Source organism: Klebsiella sp. A52 (assembly GCF_018388785.1).
Classification (GTDB): Bacteria; Pseudomonadota; Gammaproteobacteria; order Enterobacterales; family Enterobacteriaceae; genus Klebsiella; species Klebsiella aerogenes.
Window position 1 is genome coordinate 3,408,732 of sequence record NZ_CP074437.1, and the last position, 12,138, is coordinate 3,420,869.

The window sequence follows — 12,138 nt, forward strand, 5'->3', positions numbered from 1 at the left end:
TTAGATGCGGTTGTTTATTGCAGAAAAACCGAGTCTCGGTCGCGCTATCGCCGATGTGTTGCCGAAACCGCATCGCAAAGGTGATGGTTTTATTGAGTGCGGCAACGGGCAGGTGGTCACCTGGTGTATCGGCCACCTGCTGGAGCAGGCGCAGCCGGATGTTTACGACGGCCGCTATGCGCGCTGGAATCTGCTCGACCTGCCCATCGTTCCGGAAAAGTGGCAACTACAACCAAAACCGTCGGTCACGAAACAGCTGAACGTCATCAAGCGCTTGCTTGGCGAGGCGCAGGAAGTGGTTCATGCGGGTGACCCGGATAGAGAAGGGCAACTGCTGGTCGATGAAGTGCTGGACTACCTGCAACTGGCGCCGGAAAAGCGCCAGCAGGTGCAGCGTTGCCTGATTAACGACCTTAACCCACAGGCGGTTGAACGGGCGATTAACCGCCTGCGCGCGAATAGCGAGTTTGTCCCGCTGTGCGTGTCGGCGCTGGCCCGCGCTCGCGCCGACTGGCTGTATGGCATCAACATGACCCGCGCCTACACCATTCTCGGGCGTAATGCCGGCTATCAGGGAGTGTTGTCGGTTGGCCGCGTACAGACGCCGGTATTGGGGCTGGTAGTCCGTCGCGATGAAGAGATTGAAAACTTCGTCGCCAAAGATTTCTTTGACGTCAAAGCGCATATTGTCACGCCGCAAGACGAGCGGTTTATCGCCACCTGGGTGCCAAGCGAAGCCTGCGAACCCTATCAGGATGAAGAGGGGCGTTTACTACATCGTCCGCTGGCCGAGCATGTCGTTAAACGCATAGAAGGGCAGCCGGCAATCGTAACCGGCTATAACGATAAACGCGATTCCGAACCGGCGCCGCTGCCGTTTTCGCTGTCGGCGTTGCAGATTGAGGCGGCGAAACGCTTCGGCTTCAGCGCGCAGAACGTGCTGGATATCTGCCAGAAGCTGTATGAGACCCATAAGCTAATTACCTATCCGCGTTCGGATAGCCGCTATCTGCCGGAAGAACACTTTGCTGGCCGCCATGCGGTACTGAACGCGATTAGCGTCCATGCGCCGGATCTACTACCGCAGCCGGTGATGGATCCGGAGATCCGCAACCGCTGCTGGGATGATAAAAAGGTCGATGCGCACCACGCGATTATCCCGACCGCGCGCAGCAGTCAGGTCAAACTCAACGATAACGAAGAGAAGGTGTACAACCTGATCGCTCGTCAGTATCTGATGCAGTTCTGCCCGGATGCGGTATTCCGCAAGTGTCAGATTGACCTTGATATTGCTAACGGCAAATTTGTCGCTAAGGCGCGCTTCCTCGCCGAAGCGGGCTGGCGCGCGCTGCTTGGCAACAAAGAGCGCGACGAAGAGAACGACGGTACGCCGCTGCCGGTGGTCGCCAAAGGCGATGAGCTATTGTGCGAAAAAGGTGAAGTGGTGGAGCGACAGACCCAGCCGCCGCGCCACTTTACCGACGCGACGCTACTGTCGGCGATGACCGGTATTGCCCGCTTTGTGCAGGATAAAGAACTGAAAAAAATCCTCCGCGCAACCGACGGTTTGGGGACGGAAGCGACCCGTGCAGGGATTATCGAGCTGCTGTTTAAGCGCGGTTTTCTGAATAAAAAGGGGCGCTATATCCACTCATCGGACGCCGGTCGGGCGCTAATCCATTCCCTGCCGGAAATGGCCGCACGCCCGGATATGACCGCCCATTGGGAGTCGGTATTGACGCAAATCAGCGAAAAACAGTGCCGCTATCAGGACTTTATGCAGCCGCTGGTAGGGACGCTTTTCCAGCTTATCGATCAGGCGCGGAGCACGCCGGTGCGCCAGTTCCGCGGGCTGGTTGCGCCAGGCGGAGCGAAAAAATCGTTTAGTAAAGGGAAGGGTAAGCCGAAAGGCAAAAAGCCGGCGGCGGATATCGCGCCGGAAAGTCCGCAATAATGTCTCCGCCCCTCGCCACGGAGGGGCTTAGCTAAAACGCCCTTCCGTCTGAGGGCGCTTAACCCGGTTGAGGGTTTTCCCGCATATCATTTCCGCCTCCCTGCTCTAAAATAGGGTCATTGATGTTAAAGAAGGGATGATGATGGCAAACGATCCAATGGACAGTATCCTCAAAATCAGATCGGTCAGCACTATGGCTGAACTGCAACGACACGTCAGAAACGTGATGTCCGCTTTTGGCTATGACCGGATCGTACTATTTTCTATTTCCCCACTACGTACTCCCTATATTGAACGCATTTACTGGATTGAAGGGCACTGGTTTGACGATGAGGTAGATGAACAAACCTACCTGCAGCGCTGCCCGGTCAACCAGCATTTCATCCATACCTCCCGGCCATTTTTGTGGCGAAAAACAGGTAGTGACACGGCCAGCGGTGAGTATCAAATTGTCGACATTCCCCTGAAAGGCGCGCTTCATGGCATGCAGATCCCCATTTTCGGCCGCACGGGGATTGAAGGGGCGCTGAGCCTTGGCGGCATGGCCATCGACGCTTCTCCACGAGCCGAAATGCTGCTGATGTTACTGGGCATAGAGGCATTTCATTGCGCGCGGAGATTGTTGAGCTCTGTTGAGGAAGGTAACGCAACCGTACTGACCCGGAGAGAAATCGAAGTACTCACTCTGGTAGCCAAAGGGCTTAGGCAGGGAGACATTGCCGCCGTGCTGGGGATCTCTGAACGTACGGTGGAAAATCATTTGCGCCATGCGCGCGGTCGCCTGAGAGTGGTGACCACGGCGCAGGCCGTCCAGGTGGCGATGCTGAACGGTGAAATATCGCCGCCTCACAGTGAATAATCTCTATATCCGCAGATGAAAAGGAAAAGATGATGAGCGAACAAATCAGTAAACAACCGCAAGTGGACCATGCTGAAGAGAATGCTTTTTTTCCTTCGGCCTATTCCCTCAGCCAGTTTACCAGCCCGGTGTCTGACCTTAGCGGCGCTGATTACACGCGGCGCTATAATGGACGGCGGAAAGTGCTGGTTATCGCCGCCGATGAACGTTATCTGCCTACCGATAACGGCGCGCTCTTTTCGACCGGTAATCATCCGGTAGAGACGCTGCTGCCGATGTACCATCTGCACGCCGCAGGTTTCGATTTTGATATTGCGACGCTCTCCGGGCAAATGGTCAAGTTTGAATACTGGGCGATGCCGCGCGAAGACCAAAAGATTATGCCGTTCTTCGAGCGTTATCTTCCGCAGTTCCGCCAGCCTCTGGCCCTTTCTGACGTCGTAGCGCAGCTGGATGCTGATAGCGATTATGCGGCGGTATTTATTCCCGGCGGCCACGGTGCGCTTATCGGCCTGCCGGAGAGCGAAGCCGTCGCCGAAACGCTGCGCTGGGCGCTACGACACGATCGGTTTGTGATTTCGCTCTGTCACGGCCCGGCGGCGTTCCTCGCGTTACGACAGGGGGAGAATCCGTTAAACGGTTATGCTATTTGCGCGTTTCCGGATGCCGCCGATAAACAAACCCCTGATATCGGCTATATGCCTGGTCACCTGACCTGGTATTTTGGCGAAGCGTTAAAAGCAATGGGGCTTGAGATCGTAAACAGCGATATTAAAGGTCGTGTACATCAGGACCGTAAAGTGCTGACCGGGGACAGCCCTTTTGCGGCGAATGCGCTCGGTCAGTTGGCGGCAAAAGCGTTGCTCGACGAATATGCAAAGTAACAGCAATCTGATGATGAGGGGGAGCAGTGAAGTATATCTCAATTAGTCAACCGGGCGGCCCGGAGGTTCTTCAGATTGGTGAAGGCGACATCCCCTCGGTCGGTGATAACGACGTCCTGATCCAGGTTAAAGCCGCTGGCGTCAATCGGCCGGATATCTTACAGCGACAGGGCGTTTATCCGATGCCGGAAGGGGTAACGCCGATACCCGGACTGGAAGTCGCTGGGGTGGTCGCGGCGGTAGGATCGCAGGTGACGGATTTTCATCCCGGCGATAAGGTTTGCGCCCTGACCAACGGCGGCGGCTATGCGGAGTATTGCGCGGTACCGGCGGGGCAAACGTTGCCAATACCGCCTGGGCTGAGTTTTAGCGAAGCGGCGGCGATACCTGAAACTTTCTTTACCGTGTGGGCGAACCTGTTTCAGATGGGCCGGGCGCAACCTCATGAAAGCGTCCTGATTCACGGCGGGGCCAGCGGCATCGGGACGACGGCGATCCTGTTGTGTCATGAGTTAGGTATGAAAGTCTATACCACCGTCGGGCAGGAAGAAAAAGTGGCGGCGCTGCGTCCTTATGCCACGGCCATCAATTATAAAACCGATGATTTCGCAGAGAAAATCACTCAGCTGACCGATGGTAAAGGCGTCGACGTTATTCTCGATATCGTGGGTGGACCCTATTTTAATCGTAACCTGGAACTGCTGAAACGAGACGGGCGGCTGGTTATTATCGGCTTTATGGGCGGGCGAATCGCCCATGATGTTGATATTCAAACCTTGATGCTCAAGCGCGCGACCGTGACCGGTTCAACGATGCGCGGCCGAAGCGCAGAAGAAAAAAGGCAGATCGCTCAGGCGTTGAAGGACCACGTCTGGCCGCTGCTGTCGCAGGGTAAATGTAAGCCGCTGATTTACGCCAGCTATCCGATGGCTGAAATCGCGCAGGCGCATGCCTGCCTCGATAGCGGTAATCATCTGGGGAAAGTGGTGATTACCATGGAGTAGAGTTGATATCCCCGACGCCAGGCGTCGGGGATAAAGACACAGATTAAATCACACCCTGCGCCAGCATGGCGTCAGCGACCTTGACGAAGCCGGCGATATTGGCGCCGCGGACGTAGTTGGTCTGTTTCTCTTCACCGCCGTACTCGACGCAGGCGTGGTGAATATCCAACATGATGTGATGCAGACGCGCATCCACTTTCTCCGCTTTCCAGCCCATACGCGCGGCGTTTTGCGCCATTTCAAGGCCGGATGTGGCAACGCCGCCGGCGTTGGCTGCTTTGCCCGGCGCGAACAGCACGCCAGCGTCGAGGAACAGATCGGTGGCGGCAATGGTGGTGGGCATGTTGGCGCCTTCTGCAACCGCCTTAACGCCATTGGCGATCAGGATTTGCGCGGCATCGACATCCAGTTCGTTCTGGGTCGCGCACGGCAGCGCGATATCTACCGGCACTGACCACGGCTGCTGGCCTTCGAGGTAGGTCAGACCGAATTCGCGCGCGTAGTCGGCGACGCGGCCGTGGCTACGCTCTTTAATATCGATCAGACGGGCCAGTTTCTCTTTAGTGAAGCCGGCTTCGTCTACCACCGTACCGTTGGAGTCGGAGGCGGTAATGACGCGCGCGCCGAATTCCATCGCTTTCTCAATGGCGAACTGCGCCACGTTGCCGGAGCCGGATACCGCGACGCGCATCCCTTCGAAGCCCAGACCGTGGCGCTTAAGCATCGCTTCCGTAAAGTAAACCAGACCGTAACCGGTGGCCTCCGGGCGGATGAGACTGCCGCCGAAGGAGAGACCCTTGCCGGTGAAGACGCAGGCGCTGTTGTTGGAAAGTTTGCGCATCATGCCGGCCATAAAGCCGACTTCGCGGCCGCCAACGCCGATATCGCCCGCCGGAACGTCGGTATCCGGGCCGAGGTGACGATACAGTTCCGTCATCAAAGCCTGGCAGAAGCGCATCACTTCGCCGTCGCTTTTACCTTTCGGGTCGAAATCGCTGCCGCCTTTACCGCCGCCCATCGGCAGCGTGGTGAGGGCGTTTTTGAAGGTCTGTTCGAAGCCCAGGAACTTAAGGATCGACAGGTTGACCGACGGATGGAAGCGCATACCACCTTTGTACGGGCCAATCGCGGAGTTGAACTGCACGCGCCAGGCGCGGTTAACCTGAACCTGATTGCGATCGTCAACCCAGACGACGCGGAACTGGATGACGCGCTCCGGTTCGACCAGGCGTTCCAGCAAATTGAGCTGACGATAGCGCGGATTCTGTTCAAGGAACGGCCACAGAGTGGTCATCACTTCGCGGACGGCCTGAGCGAATTCAGTTTGATGCGGGTCGCGCTGTTGAACGCGGGCGAGAAAACTTTCCAGAGTACACGCCTGATCCATAGATGTAATTTCCCCTTACGGTTGTGGTTGCTTGTTATTTTTTATACCCGGCCTTGAAAAAGCCGATTTTCCGACTATAACACCGGAAATAGTTAGGCTGACAAGGAAAAATTGAGCGCGGAGAAAAATTTATAATCCGACGAGGGTCATAACTAAAAACGATGACCCAGGCCGGAGATGAGGGGGAGAGAAGCTAGCCTGCTTGTTGGTTTATAAAGGCATTCAGCAGAGGAATATCCGCTGGCGCCAGATCAAATTCTAATGCTTGCGACGGCGTACACCAGCGCAGTTCGCTATGGTAATGGGCGACGGGTTCACCGCTAAACTCGCCAACCCACCAGGCGTGCAGGTGGATCAAACGTCCGGAAACTTCCCGCTGATGGCTGGCGATATAGCGGGTTGGCCTCGCGACGATAGCCAGCTCCTCTTCCAGCTCGCGCGCTAACGCCTGCGCCTGGCTTTCTCCGGGTTCGATCTTGCCGCCGGCGAACTCCCACAGCCCCGGCTGATCGGCATGCGGCGGGCGCTGCGCCAGGAGAATTTTGCCGTCGCGTTCGATAATCGCGGCGACGACATCAATGATTTTTTGCATAGTTGTCCTGAATCATTCAAATACCGGCCTTGCTTATAATGGCGTATTATCTCCGTCTTTCCCCTGTACCGACAACCTTTTAGCCTGATGGAGCGTCACCGTGCTTGATAGCCGCCTGCACCCCCGATTGAAGCCCGTACTGAATGCCATCGCCCGCGTGCTCGATCGCCCGGGGATCTCCCCTGACGGCCTGACGCTTTTCGGTTTTGCTATCGGCGTGCTGGCCCTGCCGTTTCTGGCGCTCGGCTGGTACGGCGCCGCGCTGGCGGCCATTTTGCTCAACCGGTTGCTGGATGGCCTGGATGGCGCGCTGGCGCGGCGGCGCGGCCTCAGCGATGCGGGCGGGTTTTTGGATATTTCGCTCGATTTTTTGTTTTACGCGCTGGTGCCGTTCGGTTTTATTGTCGCCGACCCGACGCAAAATGCGCTGGCGGGCGGCTGGCTGCTGTTTGCGTTTATCGGCACCGGCAGCAGCTTCCTGGCGTTTGCGACCCTCGCGGCAAAGCATCAAATTGCCAATCCGGGCTATGCGCATAAATCATTTTATTATCTTGGCGGGTTGACGGAAGGAACGGAGACGATCCTGCTATTTGTACTGTGTTGCCTGTTTCCGGCGCACTTCACCTGGCTGGCGTGGTGCTTCGGCGCGCTATGCTGGCTGACGACCTTCACCCGTATCTGGAGCGGCTACCTGACGCTGAGGGAGGCGCAAAGCCAGAACCTCCCTCAGTAGTCGGATTATTTGCTGCTGTCCGGGCCGCGTTCGCCGGTGGCTACCGGATTTTGCGGATTACCGCTCCATTCATACCAGCCGCCGTCGTAAACGGAGACGTTTTTCCAGCCCATCGCTCTGGCGTACATGAAAGTCTCTGAGGCGCGCCAGCCTGTGCCACAGTAAAAAGAGACCTGCTGGTTGGGCAGAATGTTCCACTGTTTCCACATCGCCGCGATATCGTCGGCGCTGCGCATCGTGCCGTCCGGATTATGGAAGTCTTCCATATGGGTGGAATCGCTGCCGGCATGGCCCCAGCGCGCGCCGGCAATATCGCCCTTCGGCTTGATGTAGCTGTAGCCGCTGGTGGTGCCGATAAATTCCGGCCACGAGCGGACGCTGACCAGCGAAGCATCCTGGCGGTGTAGTAACCCACGCGCCTGTTCGGTATTGAGCATTAACTGCGGCTGACCGGGGATCGGCGCGCCGAAATCCGCTGCCGCTTTTTCTGCGGCTGGCATACCGCGTTCGACCGGCAGATTCGCGTCGGACCAGCTTTTCCAACCGCCGTCGAGCAGGCGTACATCTTTCACCCCGGCATACAGCATGATCTGCGCGACGCGCGCGGCGGCGTAGACGTCGCGGCCGTACAGAATCACCGTGGTGTCATGGCGAATACCGTGTTTAGCCAGCATCGCTTTTAGCTGTTCATCGGACACTTTGTTCCACAGCGGCTCGCTTTCCACTTCATTGGTATCGATATAACCGGCGCCGGGAATGTGATTCAGCAGATAAAATTTCGGCGCGCCCCAGGCCACTTCAAACAGTTTCCAATCGCCTTGCGGGGCGGCGGTAACGGTTTTACCTTGCTGTAAATCGTGGATCCACTGCGGATACACCAGCTGCTCAAAGTGCGGCAGCTTCTGCAGGCGCTCGCTCTGACTGAAGGCGTCGCTAAGCGTGCTGAGCTTCGTGAATCCGGCTTCTTTCAGGCGCGCCGCAACTCTGGCGTTATCCTCAGCGCCGCCATATAACGCGATTGGCGTATCGGCCTGCAGCTGGTGCTGAGTTGCCCATGCGCGCAGTTGTTCGTCGCTCATTGCGCCAAGCCAGGTAGCGGAGAGGTTTAGCGCCTGAGGTTCATGGCCCTGTGGCCCGTTGGCGCTCTGCGGCCAACCGTTATAGAAAGCGCTGAGGCGGGTGTCTATCGCCACGCCGTGCCGCTGTTGCAGCGTTGAAAAGTCCAGCGTTGGCATGGTATCAGCGGCGAAAGAAGAGGAAGCAGCAAGCCCCATGAGCAGGGCGAGTGCGGTCAATTGAGAAACACGTTTCATCGAAATGCCCGACGGTAGAAAGAGGAGGGCTCATTCTCTGCTCCTGATAAGGGAATTTCTTTGCGATAACGCAGGTTAGACGGAATTTGCCTGCCAGGCGGCGATATTAATATAGCGTCCGCCCGGCGGGAGATCCTGGCTGTCGTGAGTCACCAGCACCGCCGGGATTGCCAGCCGGTCAATTTCCGCAAATACCCACTGGCGAAAATCGGCGCGGCGTTCTGCGTCCAGGCGATTAAAAGGCTCATCCAGCAGCAGCGCTTGCGGCCTCGCCAGCAGGGCGCGCAGCAGGCTGACGCGCGCGCGCTGTCCGCCGGAGAGCGTGGCCGGATCGCGCGAGGCGAAGCCCGGCATACCGGCGCGCGCCAGCGCGTGCTCGACTTCGGCCCGCCGCGCCGCGCCGCGGATCTCCGCAGGCAGGGCGAGCTGTAAATTGTGCCCCACGCTGAAGTGGTCAAACAGTAGCGCATCCTGAAACAGGATGCCAATGCGCCGCGCTTCGGTGGCGAGCCCGTCGCAGCGGCGTTCGTTGAGCCATAATTCACCTTCAGCGCGAAAGGTGTCGGCAAGCGCGCCGATCATCCAGGCAAAAAGGGTTGATTTACCGCTGCCGGAAGGGCCCATCAGGGTCAACACTTCGCCGGGAGCGACAGAAAAATTGACTCCACACAACAGCGGTTGGCGGTGGAGGGTTAATGTCAGGTCGTTAACGGTTAGCATTAGCGTAATCCCCGGCGGCGACGGCCCATAAACCAGGCCATCAGCGCAGTAACCATAAAGCAGATCGCCGGTAGCAGCAATTGCCACAGCGCTTGTGCGGCAAGCCGTGTGCTGTCGCCGCCGCTGCTCAGCGCTACCGCTTCGCTGGTCAACGTCGGCGTCCGTCCGCCGCCGAGCCACACGGTCGGCAGATATTGCGCGATACTCACCGAAAATCCGACCGCCAGCGCGGTGAGCAGCGGTCGCGCCATTGACGGCAGTTTGACCCGCCAAAACAGGCGGCCGCGCCGCCAGCCAAGCGTACGGGCAATTAATAACAACCGTGGATCAAGATTGCGCCACGCCGGGGAGAGGATAAACAGCATCCATGGCACGACCCATAACAGATGCCCCCATAATACCGTCATCAATTGACCGTCGAGCCAGCCCACGAGTGCTAATTGATATTGACCATCGGCAAGCGGCAGCGTCGGGATGATTAATGGCAGCCAGAGTCCGTTATATCTGGCGGGACCGAACTCCAGCCACAGCAGACACAGCGCGGCTCCCAGTATCGCTGCGCCCAATGCCAGCCAGAGGCTGTTACCGATCGCCTCAGCCGTTGGCTGCGTCCATTGCGAAATGCCAGCCAACAACAATGCGCAAACCAGACCGCAGGCGGGTACCACCTGCGCCAGAATACGTCCGGTCGCAGCGTTGGCGGGGGCGGCGCGCTTGCCGCATAGTGCGGGAATAGTTTGCCGCCAACGGCGCCAGCCTGCCGATGCTATGGCCGCGAAGATTAACGTGAACGCCAACAACAGCAGGCTGGCCAACGCACCTTTCGCCTGTTGCAGCGGATCGCCCTGATTAAGCCACTGCCACGCCAGTACCGCCAGCGTTGGCGGATTTCCCGGACCGATCACTAAAGCGACATCCACCGCCGACAGACTCCATGCAACGGTGGCCAGCAGAACAAGGCTCATCGATGGCAGTAGCGCCGGCACAATAATCCACTGCAGACATTGCCAGCGGTTGTAGCCGAGGGTTTTCATGACTACGGTGTGGGCCGCCAGCTGTTTTTCACCCAGTACGCCATACGCCACCCACAGTAAAAAAGCGCTCTCTTTGACCGCCATCGTCAGGCCCAGACCGATACCGTAGCGATCGGCCGGTGGGCTCAACGCGGGAAACAGCCGATACAGCCAGCCGCCTTCGGCAAATAGCAGCAGGGCGGCCGTGGCGAAAGCGACATGGGGTACCGCCAGCAGCAGCGGTAATCTTCTCGCCAGGCGCTGCCAGCCGGCGGCTGGCCATAACGCGCCAATCACCGTCAGGGTGATGAACAGCGCGCCGCCCACCGCCAGCAGCGTAGAAGCTAGCGTCGCCGCCAGCGCCTGCGGCAACTGCGGATCGCTTAATAGCGCCCGCCAGGCCGCGGCGTCGACGGCAGGTACCGCCATCAGCGCGGCGGCGGGAAGCAGAGGGAGATAGACAAGCGCTATCGCTCCCCACGTCAGCGCAATTAGTGGGTACCGTAGCGGCGCAACCATTCCTGCTCCAGCGCGTCAACCCAGGCGGCGTGCGGTTCAGCCAGCATCGGCGGCGTCGCTTTCGGTTGCACGGCGTACAATGCGGCGCGCTGGGCGTCGTTGAGTTTTTCGGGATCGAGTACGCTGGGATCGCCCCAGATTTGCGGATCGGCTTTGCGTAGCTGAGCCTGCGGCGATAGCAGGAAGTTGGCAACCACCTGTGCGCCTGCCGTAGCGCGGGCGTTGGCGGGGATAGCGACAAAATGCACGTTGCCGAGCATCCCTTGTTTGAAACCGAAGCTATAACTGTCTTGCGGAAGTTCGCCGCTGGCGGCTTTTTGCTGCGCATGCAGCGGATTGAAAGTGAGTGATAGTTGTAGCGTGCCTTGCGACAGCATCGCGTCCATCCGCGCCGGTGACAGCGGAAAATCGCGACCCTGGCGCCAGAGCAGCGGGTGTAGCCTGGCGAGATAGTCCCATAGCGGCGCGGTCACCGCGGCGAAACTGGCCGCCTGCGGCGGCTGGCGCAGGGCATCCGGTCGATCGGTTAGCGAGATCAGCAACTGCTCAAGGAAAGCGGTGCCGGTAAAATCCGGCGGCCGCGGATAGGTGACGCTGCCTGGATGCGCTGTGGCGAACGCCAATAGCGCCTGTGCGCTGTCCAGGGGGGCAGACAGCTGCGAGCGGCGAGCGATAAAGGTCAGCTGCGCGCCACCCCACGGGGACTCCGCGCCATCGGTGGCGAGGGAGAAATCTTCCCGAACCGGTTTTCGCGTATCGACGTAGCGCCAGTTAGGCAGCTTTTCAGCCCAGCCGCTGCGCAGTAAATTCGCCTGCTTCAACGTGCGGAAATTCTCGCCATTAACCCACAATAAATCGATTGAACCGCCGCGGGAACGACCGGCACGCGCCTCGGTCTGAATACGCTTAACCGCATCGGCGGCATCGGCGATATGTACAATACGCAGATCGACGGCGTAATCACGTTTAACCTCGGCGCTGACCCAGTCGAGGTAGCGGTTAACCGCCGGGTCGCCGCCCCAGGCGTTGAACCATACCGTCTGGCCACGCGCCTGCTGGCTGATGCTCTGCCAGCTCTCGTCGGCGTTGGCGAGAGTCGGGGCCAGCAGCAGCGCGGCAAGCCAAATTAAACAATAACGCAGACTGCGCATATTGACTCC

General features: G+C 58.6%; 11 protein-coding genes. 5 read left to right on the forward strand and 6 right to left on the reverse strand.

Annotated features, from left to right (window positions below):
• The first annotated feature begins 4 nt into the window (after nucleotides 1–4).
• From KGA69_RS16095 to KGA69_RS16110, 4 genes are all read left to right on the forward strand, one after another.
• Nucleotides 5–1,954: a DNA topoisomerase III gene (locus KGA69_RS16095; protein ID WP_015366158.1), complete on the forward strand. Its 1,950-nt coding sequence runs from the start codon at nucleotides 5–7 to the stop codon at nucleotides 1,952–1,954.
• 136 nt (nucleotides 1,955–2,090) lie between these two features.
• On the forward strand, nucleotides 2,091–2,813 hold the full coding sequence (locus tag KGA69_RS16100; RefSeq protein WP_049060688.1) for a PA1136 family autoinducer-binding transcriptional regulator: 723 nt from the start codon (nucleotides 2,091–2,093) through the stop codon (nucleotides 2,811–2,813).
• 32 nt (nucleotides 2,814–2,845) lie between these two features.
• Nucleotides 2,846–3,697 carry a glyoxalase III HchA gene (hchA, locus tag KGA69_RS16105; protein ID WP_045393272.1) on the forward strand — a complete coding sequence of 284 codons (852 nt, stop codon included), beginning with the start codon at nucleotides 2,846–2,848 and terminating at the stop codon, nucleotides 3,695–3,697.
• A 26-nt stretch (nucleotides 3,698–3,723) separates the two neighbouring features.
• On the forward strand, nucleotides 3,724–4,701 hold the full coding sequence (locus tag KGA69_RS16110; protein WP_045393270.1) for an NAD(P)H-quinone oxidoreductase: 978 nt from the start codon (nucleotides 3,724–3,726) through the stop codon (nucleotides 4,699–4,701).
• 43 nt (nucleotides 4,702–4,744) lie between these two features.
• Here KGA69_RS16110 and gdhA read toward each other — a convergent pair whose 3' ends face one another.
• Entirely contained in the window at nucleotides 4,745–6,088 is a 1,344-nt protein-coding gene (gdhA, locus tag KGA69_RS16115) for an NADP-specific glutamate dehydrogenase (protein ID WP_063447185.1), read from the reverse strand.
• A gap of 193 nt (nucleotides 6,089–6,281) precedes the next feature.
• The gene (locus tag KGA69_RS16120) at nucleotides 6,282–6,680 is read right to left on the reverse strand and encodes a pyrimidine (deoxy)nucleoside triphosphate diphosphatase (protein WP_045393266.1); all 399 of its coding nucleotides are present in this window, start codon (nucleotides 6,678–6,680) and stop codon (nucleotides 6,282–6,284) included.
• A 100-nt stretch (nucleotides 6,681–6,780) separates the two neighbouring features.
• Between KGA69_RS16120 and KGA69_RS16125 the strand changes: the two genes are divergently transcribed.
• Nucleotides 6,781–7,413, forward strand: a complete 633-nt coding sequence (locus KGA69_RS16125; RefSeq protein ID WP_063447184.1) for a CDP-alcohol phosphatidyltransferase family protein — start codon at nucleotides 6,781–6,783, stop codon at nucleotides 7,411–7,413.
• A 5-nt stretch (nucleotides 7,414–7,418) separates the two neighbouring features.
• On the opposite strand, the gene KGA69_RS16130 is transcribed toward KGA69_RS16125, so the two are convergent.
• The 4 genes from KGA69_RS16130 to KGA69_RS16145 all read right to left on the reverse strand — a co-directional run bounded on the left by KGA69_RS16130 (nucleotide 7,419) and on the right by KGA69_RS16145 (nucleotide 12,129).
• Complete coding sequence (locus tag KGA69_RS16130; protein ID WP_047045093.1) at nucleotides 7,419–8,726, reverse strand: rhodanese-like domain-containing protein; 1,308 nt, start codon at nucleotides 8,724–8,726, stop codon at nucleotides 7,419–7,421.
• Nucleotides 8,727–8,801: 75 nt separating this feature from the next.
• Nucleotides 8,802–9,446 (reverse strand): ATP-binding cassette domain-containing protein, encoded by a 645-nt coding sequence (locus KGA69_RS16135; RefSeq protein WP_047045092.1) that lies wholly within the window; start codon nucleotides 9,444–9,446, stop codon nucleotides 8,802–8,804.
• The gene (locus KGA69_RS16140) at nucleotides 9,446–10,978 is read right to left on the reverse strand and encodes an ABC transporter permease subunit (RefSeq protein ID WP_045393256.1); all 1,533 of its coding nucleotides are present in this window, start codon (nucleotides 10,976–10,978) and stop codon (nucleotides 9,446–9,448) included. The genes KGA69_RS16135 and KGA69_RS16140 overlap by 1 nt, the downstream gene beginning before the upstream one ends.
• Nucleotides 10,951–12,129 carry an ABC transporter substrate-binding protein gene (locus KGA69_RS16145; protein ID WP_045393254.1) on the reverse strand — a complete coding sequence of 393 codons (1,179 nt, stop codon included), beginning with the start codon at nucleotides 12,127–12,129 and terminating at the stop codon, nucleotides 10,951–10,953. The genes KGA69_RS16140 and KGA69_RS16145 overlap by 28 nt, the downstream gene beginning before the upstream one ends.
• Between the last annotated feature and the right edge of the window lie 9 nt (nucleotides 12,130–12,138).